Origin of the sequence: Winogradskyella marina, assembly GCF_015645385.1 — a bacterium.
Taxonomy (GTDB): Bacteria; Bacteroidota; Bacteroidia; order Flavobacteriales; family Flavobacteriaceae; genus Winogradskyella; species Winogradskyella marina.
Map to the genome: position 1 here is coordinate 29,404 of NZ_JADOET010000006.1, position 17,417 is coordinate 46,820.

A 17,417-nucleotide genomic window follows, 5' to 3' on the forward strand; every position below is an offset into this window, starting at 1 on the left:
GATATAATTATGCTTTCAACGAAGAATTCAAATCAGTAACACGATAAATTGAACGTGGATAATCAGACATTCTAATACCTTCTTTCTGCAATTCTGTTAAGGCATTTTTTGCAATCCATTTAGCAGATTTACTTTCAAATTCTAGAATTTCATTAGCGACTTCTATGGCTTTTCTATTGAGGTCTTTATTTCGTTTTCCTATGTTTCTTAAAGCCCAATTCACAGCTTTTTTAACGTACAGTCTATCGTCAATTGCCGCTTGTTTAATAATTGTAAAGAATTGTTGAAACACCTCATTATCTGAAGTTTTATCTGCCATGCAATACGATGCTAATGTGGCGAAAGCTGCTCGTTTTTCAAATTCAGATGATCTTTTACTCCATTCATGTATTTTGGGAATTGCAAATTCACTTTTTGAGAATAAACCCATACAAAAACTGTCGCAAATCTCCCAGTTTTCAAACGTTATAACCCATTTTTCCATTTGTTCTTCAGAGACATCTTTGGGTTTAAAAAGTTTGCTACATAGTAAACGCGCTTCGTAAATACCACTATCAAAAAGTTGTAAAGCCAATTTGTTATTAGAGCCTATCTCTTTTGCTATTACTTTTAAATCCTTGTGATAAATTCCTAAAGCATTATTTGAGATGATACCGAACTTTTTCTCCTTAAATTTAACCTTCTGTTTATCTTCAAGATCGTATAGACGTTGTATAATTTCGGTGTAGGTCATTTCTAATATAAGATTTCTGTAAGATAAACAATTCCAAAAATCCAACCAACATAAAGTGATGTATAGGTTATAGCGTAAACTGCCGAGATTCCAATGTCTCCTTTTGTGTCCTTCGATTTATTAAAAACAAACTTTAATGCTCTGAAAAACACCCAATATAACATCGCTAAAATTATAAAAAGTGAAAACCAAAAAACGGCCTCCAAAACGACTAGAAATACAATTATTAAAATTGTCATTCCAATCCAAAGTAGAATAGATACTACCAATCCACCAATACCATCTCCTACCGAAATACTTGGTGTATCAAAAGATGGTGACGCCGTTCCTAGAAAATCTCCTTTTTTAAAACTTCTGAATTTTGGAAAATCATCAACAAGTCCAATGCCTTTGTAAAGTCCATAAGTCATGAATAAAAACAGTGTTGTTGCAATAATTCCTAAAGACAAATATAGATTAGACGTTAGGCTTCGGTTGTAGTTAATTCCTGTAAAATAAACGGTCAGAATCGTAATTCCTATGACGATTAATGACACTATAAATAGAGATTTGCCTTTTAAATAATCCTGTTTAATTTTCAATACGATGTGATTTGTTAAGATTTAAAAAACTTAAATCTGGCAATATGCTAAGTTAGAATTTTATCTGCAAAAACTCAAAACTTTAGATTACACCAATTATAAATGCGCAACACATTTATCAAAGCAAAGGTATTTGCAATAGCTTCAATATTTTTACCAGAAAGAAAAAACTTAAAAAAGAATTGGCATTTAAGACGTTAAGCCTTTAATAATAGCTTTAACCGGAAGAATTTCTGTAGTATGCTCAATACTAGGACCAGCAACCCAAACGGTTTTATAAGTGGCTTTTTTAGCTGCGTTTTCTGTTGCTTTCATCCCTATTGAAAAACGAATCATTTTTACCCATTTTTTAAGACTTTTATTCTTGTTTAAAAGGTTTTCAATCCATGTGGCTTTTGTTCCTATTTTCTGAACATAAGGTGTATTAATAACGGTACATGGTGTTCCAGAAATACGTTCGGTCATTATAATATCTTTGGCTCCGTAATCGACACAAGCTTGTTTATAGTCCTCTGTAACACCTGCTTCTACTGACGCAATAAACGGACTACCAACAGACACACCAGCAGCTCCATAGCTAATCATTTTATCAATATCTGCTTTGCAACCTACTCCACCTGCAGAAATTACTGGTATGGATAATTCTTTATTTAAAAGACTTGTTAATTCTTCTGGTGATAGATTTCCTCTGTGTCCACCTGCTTCATTATTTACTGCAATGGCAGCATCTGCACCTAATTGTTCAACCTTCTTCGCAAACCTTAAATCGGTTACATCACAAAACACTTTAATACCAGCAGCATGAGCTTGCCTTATGGTTTCCTCCGGACTTCCTAAAGATGTAATTATAAAATCGCAACCTTCTTCGCACAACACTTCTAATTGCCCTTTGTATTTGACGTTAGATTTATTTACAATTAAATTAAACCCAAAAGAACCACCTTCAACTTTATGAGCTTTTAAGTCTCTAATTGCAGCTCTTAGCTCTTCTAAAGTTCTGTAATTTAATGCTGGAATACAGCCTGCAATACCACCTTTCATAGCTTCTGTTACCATAGCAACGTTAGAAACTAAGAACATTGGTGCTTGTATAATAGGATGTTTTATTTTGAGAAGTTGTGTTAGTTGGGTTTCCATAATTCGATGAATATTAATAATGCGAATATACTAAATTTTATTATGCGCGCATAACACTTTCAACTCGACCGTCATATAGAAAACTAGCTCATTCTAACAAACTATTCCAGAAATCTGTAATAACCGCATTTTAAGTACGCTCCTTCAGGAAAAGAAATTGGATGATCAATATCGTGTTTGGTTTTAAGTTCAGTTTCAAAAAGTCGAGATTGCGTGTTTAAAACATGTTCATTTAAATCGAAAAAAGATTGTGCCAGCACTCTAGAAGAACATGACGCTAATACTAAAAGTCCATTTTTAGCTGTTAACTTCTCACCTAATTCGGCTAATTGCGCATATTTCTTTTTTGCTAAGTCTATTTCAGATTGTTGTTTTGCAAAACTCGGCGGATCTATAATCACAACATCATAGGTTTTTCCTTTCGAAATTAACGCTCTCATCTCATCAAACGCATCACCAGAAATGGTTTTATGTTTTCCAGAATACGGATTCAGTTTTCCATTTTCGCGCGCTATATCTAGCGCTTGTTTACTAATATCTAGACTTGTAACTTCGGTAGCGCCATTAGCTAAAGCATGCACCGAAAATCCACCAGCATAAGAAAACACATCTAAAACGGTTTTACCTTTACTCAGCTCTCCAACGCGTTTTCGGTTGGCTCTATGGTCTAAAAAATAGCCTGTTTTATGGCCTTTTATAACGTTTGCACTAAACTTAACATCGTGCTCAATAAATGTAACGACATCATTTTCTAATTTACCATAAATTACCTCTCCATCTGTTAAGTTATGCTTATCACTATTTTGAAGAGACCGACTTAATCGCATGACCACAGTTTGAGCTTTTGAAATTTGTTGTAAACTTTCTAAAATAGAAGCTAAATAAGGCAACCATATTTCAGAATATAGTTTTACAACTAAAACAGAATCATAAACATCTGCAATCAAACCTGGAAAACCATCATTTTCGCCAAATAAAAGTCGGTAGCTATTGGTATTCGTTTGAAGTAATTCTGATCGTTTATCAAAAGCCAATGCTATGTTATGATGAAAGAAGTCAGCATTAATTTGAACTTTAGTTTCCGCATTATGAATTATTTTTATTCGAATTGGCGACTCTTCATCATAAAGGCCAATTCCAACCACCTTATTCTTATTCTTACTAAAAATTATAGCTAAATCACCTGTTTTTGCATTATCATTTATTTTTACGATGCTGTTAGAGAACACCCAAGGATGGCCTTTGACCACAAATTGTTCGCCTTTGGCATTAAGTTTAACGGCTAAATTTTTAACCTTTATTTTAGGTAAAGCAATATTAAATGTCATAATTAAAATCAAATATTAATTTGAAGACCACAAAAATAACTTTAATAAAATGAAACCAGACATAAGAACACCACCAAGTTAACAGCTACGAAATGAGTAAGTTCGTAGCTAAATTCTTATATTAGCATTTCATCTTTAAAAATTATTATCGGGCTTTTCAACTTTAACCTTCATGAATTCTTATGAAAAACATTCTAATTTACGGTGCTTCTGGTCATGCTAAAATGATTATTGACAGTATTGAAAAACAAAATAATTACAACATAAAAGGTTTTATTGATTCCTATAAACCCTTACATGAAGTTATAAATAATTATGAGATCATTGGAAATTTAGACATGCTTCCTGAGCTCATAAACACTTTACATATTGAAGGCATCGTTATTGCTGTCGGCGATAACTATGACAGGCAACAAGCCTACAAAAACATTACTAATATTGCGCCACAGCTACAATTTATAACCGTTATTCATCCCAATGCTGTTATTGCAAACGATGTAATAATTGAAGAAGGCACCGTAATAATGGCCAATGCCGTCATCAATTCTAGCGCCAAAGTAGGCAAAAATTGCATACTTAATACGGCTTCTACACTCGGCCATGATAGTACGATGGCTGACTTTTCAAGTTTAGCTTCAGGTGTTAATATTGGTGGAAATACGCAGATTGGAACGTGTTCGGCTATAAGCCTTGGTGCTACTGTAATACAAAATATAAGCATTGGTAAATACACCATTGTTGGTGCAGCTTCTCTTGTATTAAAATCTATTGAAGACCTCAAATTAGTCTACGGAAATCCTATTCACACCATTAAAGATAGAGCTAAAGATTCAAAATATTTAGGCTAATCTATGTATAATATTCATTCACAACTTCACGGCGTTTTCCTGATGCCAATAATGGTATCTCATCGACATAATTAATTTTTATAACAGCATCGTCTCCAAAATGTGCTTTAAAATCTGAGATTAAATTTACTTCGTCTACCAACTCCTCCGTATTTAAGTTAAAATGGTATTCTTTTTTACTTTTCTGTACCAATTGGTATTGTTTAAATGATCCATAATCTAAAACTCTTAAAGACAAATGTGATGAAATTAACATCCCTTTCGTATTGTAAAGCTGATCTATTTTTCGTCCAGAAATTTCGGTAAAATATGGGACGCCATTTTCATCTCGTTCCATACTTCCAATATCTCCGGTGTCATATCTAATTAATAAGGTAGCCTTATTGTATAAATCAGTGATAACAATACGACCACGCTCACCATAGGGCAAAACCCGATCTTCGTACAAGTCTAGAATTTCTATTACATAGCTAGAATCGTTAATTCGATATTTAGAAGTATTATCCTGAATTTGCTGTGCCATAATCCCGGTTTCATTATTAGAGTAACGCGATAAGGGCGTAACACCAAAATATTTTTTCACCTCAGCTTTAGTAGTTGCTTTTAAACTTTCGGAAATAGTAATAATAGATTGGGACTTAAATCGGATGGGATTTTCCTCTAAAGTAGCGATATAGTCACACATTTTTTCTAGAGCTGTCGGATAACACAAAAAACTAATTGTTTTCTCTTTCTGGTTCAGTTCCACAATTAGTTTCGCAATAGCTTCATCTGATAAATTTAGGATATTCCATGGCTTAAAATTCTTAATTAAAAAATTCAACTTTGCTTTAACAGAAAATAATTTTGGCCATATTCTAATAAACACCAAATATTGCCCCAATTCATAATTTGATTTTGAAGAGAAATAGAGATTATCGGCCTGAATTTTTCGGACCTTTTCCTTATTTTGATACAAACGAAATGGCGATCCCGTTGATCCACTAGTGGCCACTAATTTACAAGCGTTTTTTTGAAACTTATCCGAAAAGAAGTCCTCAAAATTATCTCGGATCATATTTTTATTCACCACCGGAAAATCTTCTAAAGTTTTAAATGCTTTGTCCCTATAAAAAGGCGTGGTTTTAGTAGCATGCATTAAAAGTTCATCTAGTCGTTTGGAATTTTGACCTGCAACCCAACTCCTATCTTTAGCTTCTAAAATAGTTATGGTGTATTGATATATCTTTTTTAGTGGACTACCTTTAAGAACATCTAGCAGCCAAAATATCTGTCGTCTCAAATTCAATTTAATGCGTTTCTGTAAAATTAATTAAATTTTGATTTATAGCCGATTAAATCCAAATACTCTAAATTAAAAACGCAACCTGAATTAATTGAGGTTGCGTTTTCTTATTATATCGTTTTATGTGCTTTAATTTAGGTCTAATCGCAGTCCAAAAGAAATTGTATTAATATCATCAGGATTATTTTTAAAAATTGGATTTACGTCATATTTTGCATAAAAGCTCACATCTCGATAACCAATATAAGCACTTGGTCCAAAATTAATATTGTTCAAATTAAAATTATTTTGCTGTGTTACTTGTGTGTTTAAACCATTTTCATCGTCAAATCTTATAAATTGCGAGGTATAAATTCTAACGGCAAAATAACCTCCTAATCCCATTCTAAAACCACGTTGCGAACGCAAATAAGTTTGCTCAGTTTTACTGTGGTATTGTGGTTTTGATAGGTCTATTTCTATATGTATTGGAAGCGCAATTGCCATGTTATCTAACCGAGAACGTTTAAGCTCATAACCACTATCTTGAAGCGTGGTTTCATCATCATTTTTAACCAATATTAAATTATCTTCTTTCGGCTTGTAAGAATCAACCATCATAGAAAGTCCAAATTTTAAGTTCCAGAAGATTGACTCTTCTTTAAGTTTATATTTAAAAGTGAAACCCAATTCGCTATTTCCAAGAAGATTCGATTTAAAGCCATCACCATAATAACCACTATCATCGTTTAGAATTGTATTCATACCAAAAGCGACTACAAATTGTGTGGTTAATCGTTTTTCTACTTTTAACCCACTTATAGAATCATTGTAAAAATTCTCATCTTCAAAAACCGATATAAATGGTCTATTCTGTTCGTTTTCTTCGGCATACAAATCAAATTTACCGCTGACTTTATTTCTAATTAAAGCTTGTAATTTTTGCTCTTCATTAGACACAGCATCATTAATTCGTTTTGCGTGGTAGCTTGCGAGTTTCTTTTTTTCAACCTCAGCAGCTTCAAAAGTCATTTCCTTTTTTTCAACCTGTTCATCAAGCTTCTGAAGTGCTTTTTTTAAGGTGCTCTTTTCAACCGTAGTAATAGAGTCAATTCTGGAAGCGATAAGTGCTGCCTGAGCTTCAAAAGTGTTAGTCTGTCCCATTGTATATGTTGTACAGCATAGCAGGACGACAATTAAAATGTAATGTTTCATAATAAACTAATGATTAATAATTAGTGGTTAGGTTTGTAATTTCTATTCGCAACAGCCTCCTTAAATCCTTTTAGCTGTTTGGATGCTCGCTTAAAAATACTCTTGTTTTTTTCATCAAATAATTCCTTTTCCATTTCTACTAAAAGTGCATCGGATTCTAAATAGGGTTTTGATTGCGCTTTTTTATTTTTTTGCTGTTCTATTGAACGCTCTGTTACCGTCTGATTTAAAAGTTCTTCTGCGGTGATATATGGCATCGGATTTAACGTATTAGCATTTGCTAATTGTTCTTTATTGTCTGTTGTCCTCAGCTCATCCGTAGCGCTTTTATCATTAAGTTCTTCAACAGAAAGTGATTCTTTTTTTGCTTTAATACCATTTGATGCTTCGGCCAGTTGCTGATTAGAAGGTTTAACTTTAGAATTTAATATGGGCTGTTGCTCCTCTTTCTTCGATTGAACAGTATTCCGTGAGTCTTCTTCTGTTTCAGAAACTAAAACCTCCTTAGTTATTTTAGGTTTGGGTGTTACATTTTGGTTCACCTCATCTGGTTCTACTGAAGTCTCATTATCATAACCTATTTGTAAAGGTTGCTCGTTGCTGTCCGTTTTTAATACAAATTGGCTAGCTACAACAAAGAATCCTAATAATAAAGAAGCTGCTACTGCATAACGCAACCACAATTTTCGTTTCTTTTTAGGTTTCGTATTCAAGGCCACAATTAAGCGCTCTCTAGCTTCCGAAGAAGGTGAAATCTCCCGTTCTTTAAAGGTATCCTGAATTATTTTTTCTATATTATCTGGTTCCATTGTCTTTTAAATTTAATTGCGAAAGCCTATTTTTCAACAATTTTTTAGCATGTGCTAGTTGTGATTTTGATGTCCCAATACTAACATTTAGTAAGCCTGCTATTTCACGATGCTTATAACCTTCAATCACATAAAGATTAAATATGGTTTTACATCCCACCGGAAGTTGATCTATGGCATTTTGTATAAGCTCTGAGGTAGAATAATCAGAAGTGGTCGCTGCCTGTGAGAAATAGTAATCGCCTATTTCTACCACATTAAATTTGTTTTTCTGAATACGTAAATACGAAATACATTCACGGACCATAATACGCCGTAACCAACCTTCAAAACTACCATAAGGTTCGTATTTATGAATATTCTGAAGAGCTTTATGAAATGCTGTGATCATTACATCTTCAGCAAATTGTAAATCTTTAATATATTGCCTACACACACCAAGCATCTTTGCCGAAAACATATCATAAAGTGCCAGCTGTGCTTTTTGGTTGGATGCTTGTGCTAATCCAACCAAATCACTCACGTTTTGGTTTATAGATACTAGTTTTGACATGGTTTTATACTTGTAATTTAGTAAAGTTGGTTACAAACGACTACTTTAAAAGTGATTTTATATTCTGTACGTAAAATTGATGCCCGCATTTAAAATTCCACCTGGCGAAAAACTGCTGTACGTAGACACTATTCGTAATCCATAATTAAGTCGTCCACTTAAATTAAAGGTGGTTTGAATTCCTAAATCTACCCCTAACCCATTATTATCGTCTTCAAGTATCTTTTTTTCAAAATTTATAAATGAAAATCCAGCTATAGATTCGAGTTTGGTATTTTCAGATTTTAAAAAATCATAGGCCACTTGAATTGCATATTTATCTAATTTATAATTGGTATCTAACGCATCACTCCTCATGGTAGCATTTGCGGCTGATAAATATAAGCTCATATTAGAATTTATAGCATACCCTAAAGTTCCTTCGATGTTTTCTCCTGAGTCTTTACCGACCAACTGTTCGCTTAATGTAAATCCAATCGAAAACTTTGACCTATTGGTTTCTTCGTCTTGTGCTGCAACTAAATTGACACTTAAAATTAAGACTAACATTAAAATGTAGTTTACTTTTTTCATGATTCTTGTTTTTAAAAGGTTATTTTTTCTAATTGAAACTTTCCTAGGTTTTCGCTTCTATTAGTAAAAACGCTTTTAAAACAAAAAGGGTTGGATGAGAATTAAAAAAAAAGTTTAAAATATTTGTAAAACACAAAAAACGCAACCAAATTAATGATTGCGTTTTTTTATTTGTCATTCTGAACATCGTGAAGAATCTCTTAAAGAGATTCCGAATTAAGTTCGGAATAAGGTATTTAATTTGAGATGCCCACCTGCGTTGGCATAAGCGATTCACACAACTTTAGCAAAAAGCTAAAGTTGGTTCTCTGCTTACTTCACTTCTTCAAAATCTACATCTTCAACATCACTGCCTTCATCTGCAGCTTGTCCTTTTGCACCTGCTCCTGCATCAGTTGGACCACCTTCTGGTGCACCACCTTGAGCTTCTGCTTGTGCTTTGTACATTTCTTCGCTTGCTACTTTCCATGCTTCATTGATTTTCTCTAAAGCTGGTGTAATAACTGCGATATCTTTTGTTTCGTATGCTTTTTTCAACTCTTCAAGTGCTGACTCAATTGGTGCTTTTTTATCATCAGATAATTTATCACCAAATTCTTTCAACTGACTCTCCGTTTGGAAAATCATAGCATCAGCTTCATTTAATTTATCAGCTGTTTCTTTTGCTTTTGCATCAGATTCTGCATTAGCTTCTGCTTCTGCTTTCATCTTTTGGATTTCTTCTTCTGTTAATCCAGATGATGCTTCAATACGGATATCTTGAGACTTGTTAGTCGCTTTATCTGTAGCAGATACTTTAATGATACCATTGGCATCAATATCAAAGGTAACTTCAATTTGAGGTGTTCCTCGTTTTGCTGGTGGAATTCCATCTAAATGGAAACGACCAATTGTTTTGTTATCTGCTGCCATTGGACGTTCACCTTGTAATACGTGAATCTCTACTGATGGCTGATTGTCTGCTGCTGTTGAGAATACTTGCGATTTCTTAGTTGGAATCGTTGTATTAGCCTCAATTAACTTGGTCATTACATTACCCATCGTTTCAATACCAAGAGATAATGGTGTTACGTCTAATAAAAGAACGTCTTTTACATCACCTGTTAATACACCACCTTGGATACCTGCTCCTAAAGACACAACTTCATCAGGATTTACACCTTTACTTGGTGCTTTTCCGAAGAATTTCTCTACAGCTTCTTGTACTGCAGGAATACGTGTTGATCCACCTACTAAAATAACTTGATCAATATCACTCTTAGTTATACCTGCTGCTTTTAATGCAGTTTGGCAAGGCTCAATAGTACGTTTTACTAAATCGTCTATTAATTGTTCAAATTTAGAACGCGATAATGTACGTACTAAGTGCTTAGGTCCACTAGCTGTTGCTGTAACGTAAGGTAAGTTAACTTCTGTTTGCGCAGAAGATGATAACTCTATCTTCGCTTTTTCAGCTGCTTCTCTTAAACGTTGTAAAGCCATTGGGTCTTTACGTAAGTCCATATCTTCATCAGCGATAAATTCTTCAGCTAACCAATCGATAATACGTTGATCAACATCATCACCACCTAAGTGTGTATCTCCTTCTGTAGATAATACTTCAAAAACACCATCACCTAATTCTAATACAGAGACATCATGTGTACCACCACCAAAATCAAATACTACGATTTTTTGGTCTGTACCTTTTTTATCCATACCATAAGCTAATGCTGCAGCCGTTGGTTCGTTAATAATTCTACGAACTTTAAGTCCTGCAATCTCACCAGCTTCTTTTGTAGCCTGACGTTGTGCATCATTAAAATATGCTGGTACTGTAATTACAGCCTCAGATACATCTTGACCTAAATAGTCTTCAGCAGTTTTCTTCATTTTTTGAAGAATCATTGCAGATAATTCTTGTGGTGTATATAAACGACCATCAATATCTACACGTGGTGTATCATTATCACCTTTAACCACTTTATATGGTACACGTTCTGCTTCGTTTTTAGACTCAGAATACTTATTCCCCATAAAACGCTTAATAGAATAAACCGTTTTTTCTGGGTTAGTTACTGCTTGTCTTTTTGCTGGATCTCCAACTTTAATTTCACCACCTTCTACGAAAGCGATAACCGAAGGTGTTGTTCTTTTACCTTCAGCGTTTGGGATTACAACGGGCTCATTACCTTCCATTACGGAAACACAAGAGTTGGTTGTACCTAAATCAATTCCAATAATCTTACTCATAATTTTTATTTGTTAATCGTTTTCCGTCTACACGGAAATTATACTATTATTATTTTTATACTCGGTTTGTATAAGTCAATGATTATGCCATGACAAAAAATATGACATGATGTCACTTTAACAAATTGTTAAGTCATAATATATCCCACAACATTAAGAAAACTTCAGCTTAACGTTTTTAAAAAATTCTTCATGCTTTCATAATACTCAGTATATAATAAAGGAACACAGCCGTGATAGTTTTACATCAACTAAAAACAATCAAATATTATGAAACACATTTTACAATTATTATTTATCTTTTTCACATGTACAATCAGTGCTCAATTGAATACTGGAGACATGGCATTTACAGCTTTCCATGCCAATGATGATGACGATTTTGCTATGGTAACATTTGTTGATATTCCTGCAAATAGCAGCATTTATTTTTCTGATAAAGAATGGGAAGAAACCGAATTTAATTCTGGTGAAGCTAATTATGAATGGCAGACAGGTACTTCAATAATTTCCGCAGGAACAATTATTACGTTTTACACTATTAGCGCAACACCAAGTGTATCACATGGTAATATAGTTGGTGAGCCTGGTGGAATTTCCGCTTCATCTGAAGCCATATTTGTTTATCAAGGACCAGATGTAGATTCACCAACTACTTTTATTACTGCCGTTGCAAATTCATCGTCTGCTTATGATGATGGTGCTGGCACTGGACTTGCAGGTACTGGATTAACTGAAGGCTCTACAGCAATCACCTATGCCAACGGAACATCTTTAGCCACATATAATGGTCCAAGAACTGGTTTTACTGCTAATGGCTATATCGTAGCATTAAACACTATGAGCAACTACATTTTTGAGGATGATGCTAGTTTACCTTTTGATACGACTCCATTTGTAATCTCAACTACAGATACTAATCCTCCAAGTGTTGCTAATATTAATTCAATAGATCAAACGACTTTAGAAGTTATCTTTACTGAAGCGGTAACACCTGCTACGGCAGAAGCTACTGCTAATTATGCGTTCTCTCCTGCTTTAGCCATCAATTCAGTGACATATGATAATGCGACTTTAACAGCAACTGTAACACATTCAGGTTTTACTGAAGGGTTAGCATATAATGTCTCTATTAATAATCTAGAAGATGTATTTTCTAACACACAGACAACGGCTTATATCAGTGAAGATTTATTTTACAATGCCTTAACCTCTGGATTAATGATCACAGAAATAATGTATAATGCACCTTCTGATGATTCTAATGCTCTTGAATTTTTAGAAATTTATAATAGCAGTTCAGCTTCTATTAATTTAGGAGGAGTTACGGTTAACGACGAAGGGAATTTTATCTTTACATTTCCTGAAATGACACTTGCTACCGGTGAAATTGTATTATTAGCAACTGACAAAACCGCTGCTGAAGCTTTTTATGGTGAAACATTTTTAGATATGCCACAGGCTATCTCTAATGCTTTAGGAAATGGTGGAGAATTATTAGAAATTAAAAATTCTAATGGGGGTGTTATTTCACAAGTTGAATATAGTGATGATGTACCTTGGCCAACGTCTGCAGATGGTGATGGTCCATCTTTAGAGTTATTAAATCCTGATGCTAATTTTAATGACGGCACAAATTGGACACCAGCAACCAACTTAGTTGGACAATCTTTAGGTGACGATGTATTTGCATCTCCAGGAAGTTTTACACCAATAACGAACGTTATACCACAAATAAGTTTTTCAGAAAGCACTTATGCTGTTAATGAAGATGGAACATCAATAGACGTTACTGTTGAATTATCTGCTGTACCCAATGCAGCTGTTTCAATTGATGTGAGCTTAGTAACTGAATTACTAACTGCGACTGAGACTGATGATTTCACGTTTACAAATCAAACCTTAGATTTCCCTGCAAATGCTACTGATGCAATTACAATAACTATTCCTGTTGTAAATGATGCTTTAGCAGAAATGGATGAACTTTTTATTTTAGAAATTTCTAATCCGGTTAATGCAGTACTTGGTGCTTATGAAACTACTGGAGTTTACATTTTAGATGACGACAATATAATTCCTGTACCAACAGATGTATTAGATATTGAATACCTCTCTAGCTATTTAGTGGATGGTGCTGGTTCTGCAGAAATAGTTGCTCACGATCCGGTTTCAGAACGTTTATTTGTATTGAATTCAACAGGTCAAAAATTAGAGATTATAGATTTCTCTAATATCAATGCGATTTCAACAATTAGCTCTATTGATTTATCTACATATGGTGATCCAACAAGTGTGGCTTATATGAATAATATAGTTGCTCTAGGGATTTCAAAAGGACCATTAGAAGATGGCGTTGTTGTATTTTGCGATATTGATGGTGCAAACCTATCTGTGGTTACTGCAGGAAATCTTCCTGATATGGTTGGTTTTACACCAGATGGCACCAAACTTTTAGTGGCTAACGAAGGACAACCAAATGACGATTATTCTGTTGATCCAGAAGGAAGTATTTCTGTTATTGACGTTACTGGCGGATTAGGACATATTTCTCAAGCTGATGTTTTAAGTATTAACTTTAATAGTTTTGATAGTCAACTAGCGACTTTACAAGAAGAAGGCATTAGAGTCTTTGGTCCTAATGCAACCGTTTCTCAAGATATGGAACCAGAATACATTACGTTTTCTAACGATTCTCAAACAGCTTATGTGACGCTTCAAGAAAACAATGCCATTGGAATTATTGATTTAACAACAAATACGATTACCGATATTTTACCTTTAGGCTTAAAAGATCATGCTTTAGCAGGAAACACTTTAGATGCTTCTGATAAGACAGATTTCATTTTTCTAGCTAATTGGCCAATCAAAGGGATGTATATGCCAGATGCCATGGCGTCTTATGAAGTTGGTGGAGTCACCTATTTAGTAACTGCTAACGAAGGTGACGCTAGAGAATACGCCACGTTTGAGGAAGAAGAACGTGTTAGTGATTTAAACTTAGATTCTACCGTTTTTCCTAATGCTGAATTCTTACAGTTAGATAGCAATTTAGGTCGATTAACAGCTACAACTGCCACAGGTGATTTAGACAATGATGGAGATATTGATGAAATTCACGTATTTGGATCTCGTTCTTTCAGTATATGGAATACAGTGACTGGAGCTTTGGTATTTGATAGTGGTGATGATTTTGAACGTCTTACTGCAAATGACCCAACTTATGGGGATTTATTTAACGTGAGTAATAGTAATAACAAATTTAAAAACAGAAGTGATAATAAAGGTCCTGAGCCAGAAGGTGTAACTATCGCAGAAATTAACGGTGAATTTTATGCCTTTCTAACTTTAGAGCGTGTTGGTGGTTTCATGACCTATAACATTACAGATCCTAATAATGCTGTTTTTGAAAAATACATTAACAATAGAGATTTAGGTGAAGATGAAGGTGGAGATTTAGGTCCTGAAGGCATTATTTATGTAAAGCCAGAAGACAGTCCTAACAACAAAGGTTTAGTAATTATGGCTAACGAAGTAAGTTCTACATTAAGTTTCTATGCACTTAATAATAACACTTTAAGTACGGATGAATTCAATACAGTAACTGAATTTAAGATGTACCCAAATCCAACAACATCTAATCAGACGGTACACTTTAATCAAGCGGTTTCGGTTACTTTGTATGATCTTCAAGGTCGTGAAATAGCCTCAAAAATAGATGCTCTGGATTTTCAATTGCCAACTTTAACTGCTGGCACTTATATCTTGAAAACAAAAAATGGAGGAAGCTTTAAGCTTTTAATCAAATAAATCTGCTAATTTATTTTCCTGAAAAGCACCTTTAACTAAAGGTGCTTTTTTTAATTTTATGAAGATTAATTTTTATCATTTTGAAAGTTAAATTATAAAAAGGCATACTGTTTGATAATAAATAGCAATACATTAGTAATTAATTAAAATTTATATCATCATGAGAAAAATAGCCTCTTTAGTATTTGCACTTACATTTTTAATAATTTCTTGCGAAGGCGAACAAGGCCCTCCTGGATTTGACGGACAAGATGGAGTCAATTTTGTCGGACAGTCGTTTGAAACTTTACCGCTTGATTTTACCGCTAACAATAGCTTTGAACAATCAGTTCTTTTTCCTGAAAACATAGAAATAGATGACGATGACATGGTGTTAGTATATTTGCTTTGGGATGAAAACCCTGATACATGGAGACTATTACCTCAAACAATTTACACGGATAGTGGTGAGTTTCAGTACAACTTCCAAGATAATTTCACTGATGTAACAATTTTTCTTGATGCGCCTTCAGATTTTGATTTTAACACGCTATTATCTGGTGACACTTTAAACCAGGTGTTTCGAGTTGTTGTGCTACCTATCGAATATATTAGTAGTAATAATTTAGATATTACAAATTATGATGATGTCATGGAATACGTTCAATAAAACCTTGAAATTAACATGAAATATATTAAAAAGCTTGAAACCAATTTCAAGCTTTTTTTATTGTCGAAATTTTCAGCTTTGAATGAACATCTGCCTATATTTGCAACCAACAAAAACGATTTCGTAAATGGAGTGTATTTCAGTTTTCGACATGCTAAAAATTGGTGTAGGACCATCGAGTTCTCATACTTTAGGCCCTTGGCGAGCAGCAGAACGTTGGATTAAAGAGTTAAAGGATAAAAAACGATTCGATAAAGTAGACAAAATAACCGTAGACCTTTATGGCTCTTTATCTTTAACAGGAAAAGGGCATGCTACTGATTTAGCTGTAATCTTAGGCTTAACTGGTGCTGACCCAGAACGCATGCCTATTGAAGACATTGATACTATAATTAATGATGTTAAAACAAACAACGTTTTAATGTTCAATAATGAAAGAACGATTCCTTTCGATTTTAAATCAAATATTGTCTTTAATCGTAAATCGCTTCCTTTTCATTCTAACGGCATGGTTTTTACAGCGTTAATCAATGGTAGAAATTATAAATACACCTACTACTCTATTGGTGGCGGATTTGTAGTGCAAGAAGAACGAAAAAAGTCTAAGGCCAATAAGATTATATTCTATTGCACATTTCCTTATCCTGTAGCTTACGGTGAAGAGCTATTGAAATTTTGTGACCAACTACAACTCCCAATTTCTGGTGTGGTTTTAGAAAATGAAAAATCTATAAGAGATGAAACTGAAATAGATTTTGAATTAAAACGCATCTGGAACACCATGTTAGAATGTATGTACACGGGTTGCCATACGGAAGGTAATTTACCTGGCGGACTTAATGTAAGACGACGTGCTTACGACATGCACAAAAATATAATTGATGTCAATAGTTCGTATGACAGTCCTGAAGAATGGTTAGAAACCATAAGACAGACTGAAGTTAAATTCCGACAGATTTTAAAATGGGTGAGTTGTTTTGCTTTGGCTGTAAACGAAGTAAACGCCTCTTTAGGTCGTGTGGTCACTGCGCCTACCAACGGAAGTGCTGGTGTTATTCCTTCGGTATTAATGTATTATTTGGTGATAGAAAACCATGATGCCGATTTTGAGCATATTAAAAAATTCCTTTTAGTCGCAAGCGAAATTGGTAGTATCTTTAAAAAGAATGCGACTATTAGTGCTGCAATGGGAGGTTGCCAAGCCGAAATCGGAGTCTCTTCAGCTATGGCTGCAGGTGCTTTATGTGAATTACTTGGCGGCACACCAGAACAAGTTTTAGTAGCCGCTGAAATCGCGATGGAACATCACTTAGGTTTAACCTGTGACCCCATTGGTGGCTTAGTACAGATTCCATGTATTGAACGAAATTCTATGGGAGCGATTAAAGCCATTAACGCTGCAGAATTAGCATTAGATACGGATCCGAAGAATGTAAAAGTACCTCTAGATAAAGTAGTACAGACCATGTGGGAAACCGCAAAAGATATGAGCTCTAAGTACAAAGAAACTTCAGAAGGAGGCTTGGCTGTTGGAGTGCATTTGACGGACTGTTAACGTCACACCATTTACCTATATTTAAAATGTCATTTTTGAAGGTGTAATACAATTCTCTTGTTTTTAGAATTCAATAAAATTTATGAAGATAAAATACTGATTCTAGAATTTTATGGTGTAAATCAATTAGAAA

The 17,417-nt window shown here is 34.2% G+C and carries 14 protein-coding genes; 4 read left to right on the top strand and 10 right to left on the bottom strand.

Translation table 11 applies throughout. The annotated features are described in order from the left end of the window. Positions 1-7 precede the first annotated feature (7 nt). From ITJ86_RS08475 to ITJ86_RS08490, 4 genes are all read right to left on the bottom strand, one after another. Positions 8-733 (bottom strand): DNA alkylation repair protein, encoded by a 726-nt coding sequence (locus ITJ86_RS08475; RefSeq protein WP_195871208.1) that lies wholly within the window; start codon positions 731-733, stop codon positions 8-10. A gap of 2 nt (positions 734-735) precedes the next feature. After that, complete coding sequence (locus tag ITJ86_RS08480) at positions 736-1,314, bottom strand: hypothetical protein (RefSeq protein ID WP_195871209.1); 579 nt, start codon at positions 1,312-1,314, stop codon at positions 736-738. Positions 1,315-1,503: 189 nt separating this feature from the next. Next, positions 1,504-2,451 carry an NAD(P)H-dependent flavin oxidoreductase gene (locus ITJ86_RS08485; protein ID WP_195871210.1) on the bottom strand — a complete coding sequence of 316 codons (948 nt, stop codon included), beginning with the start codon at positions 2,449-2,451 and terminating at the stop codon, positions 1,504-1,506. Between the two features lie 101 nt (positions 2,452-2,552). Beyond that, entirely contained in the window at positions 2,553-3,779 is a 1,227-nt protein-coding gene (locus tag ITJ86_RS08490; protein ID WP_195871211.1) for a class I SAM-dependent rRNA methyltransferase, read from the bottom strand. A gap of 182 nt (positions 3,780-3,961) precedes the next feature. On the opposite strand from ITJ86_RS08490, the gene ITJ86_RS08495 reads away from it, so the two are divergent. Further along, positions 3,962-4,627 carry an acetyltransferase gene (locus tag ITJ86_RS08495; RefSeq protein WP_195871212.1) on the top strand — a complete coding sequence of 222 codons (666 nt, stop codon included), beginning with the start codon at positions 3,962-3,964 and terminating at the stop codon, positions 4,625-4,627. Position 4,628: 1 nt separating this feature from the next. On the opposite strand, the gene ITJ86_RS08500 is transcribed toward ITJ86_RS08495, so the two are convergent. From ITJ86_RS08500 to dnaK, 6 genes are all read right to left on the bottom strand, one after another. Then, entirely contained in the window at positions 4,629-5,909 is a 1,281-nt protein-coding gene (locus ITJ86_RS08500; RefSeq protein ID WP_195871213.1) for a phenylacetate--CoA ligase family protein, read from the bottom strand. Between the two features lie 132 nt (positions 5,910-6,041). Next, entirely contained in the window at positions 6,042-7,106 is a 1,065-nt protein-coding gene (locus ITJ86_RS08505; RefSeq protein ID WP_195871214.1) for a hypothetical protein, read from the bottom strand. Positions 7,107-7,126: 20 nt separating this feature from the next. Beyond that, positions 7,127-7,915: a hypothetical protein gene (locus tag ITJ86_RS08510; protein ID WP_195871215.1), complete on the bottom strand. Its 789-nt coding sequence runs from the start codon at positions 7,913-7,915 to the stop codon at positions 7,127-7,129. Continuing rightward, positions 7,902-8,468, bottom strand: coding sequence for an RNA polymerase sigma factor (locus ITJ86_RS08515; RefSeq protein ID WP_195871216.1), 567 nt, complete (start codon positions 8,466-8,468; stop codon positions 7,902-7,904). Before ITJ86_RS08515 ends, ITJ86_RS08510 begins: the two co-directional genes overlap by 14 nt. A gap of 57 nt (positions 8,469-8,525) precedes the next feature. Continuing rightward, entirely contained in the window at positions 8,526-9,041 is a 516-nt protein-coding gene (locus ITJ86_RS08520; protein ID WP_195871217.1) for an outer membrane beta-barrel protein, read from the bottom strand. 312 nt (positions 9,042-9,353) lie between these two features. Further along, positions 9,354-11,273 carry a molecular chaperone DnaK gene (gene dnaK, locus ITJ86_RS08525; RefSeq protein ID WP_195871218.1) on the bottom strand — a complete coding sequence of 640 codons (1,920 nt, stop codon included), beginning with the start codon at positions 11,271-11,273 and terminating at the stop codon, positions 9,354-9,356. A 270-nt stretch (positions 11,274-11,543) separates the two neighbouring features. Here dnaK and ITJ86_RS08530 point away from each other — a divergent pair, with 270 nt between their 5' ends. The 3 genes from ITJ86_RS08530 (at position 11,544) to ITJ86_RS08540 (ending at position 17,284) form a co-directional block, all read left to right on the top strand. Next, a complete protein-coding gene (locus tag ITJ86_RS08530) occupies positions 11,544-15,080 on the top strand; it encodes a choice-of-anchor I family protein (RefSeq protein ID WP_195871219.1) in 3,537 nt (1,178 codons plus the stop codon). Positions 15,081-15,240: 160 nt separating this feature from the next. Next, positions 15,241-15,729: a dihydrolipoamide dehydrogenase gene (locus ITJ86_RS08535; RefSeq protein WP_195871220.1), complete on the top strand. Its 489-nt coding sequence runs from the start codon at positions 15,241-15,243 to the stop codon at positions 15,727-15,729. Positions 15,730-15,856: 127 nt separating this feature from the next. Further along, the gene (locus ITJ86_RS08540; protein ID WP_195871221.1) at positions 15,857-17,284 is read left to right on the top strand and encodes an L-serine ammonia-lyase; all 1,428 of its coding nucleotides are present in this window, start codon (positions 15,857-15,859) and stop codon (positions 17,282-17,284) included. Positions 17,285-17,417: the final 133 nt, after the last annotated feature.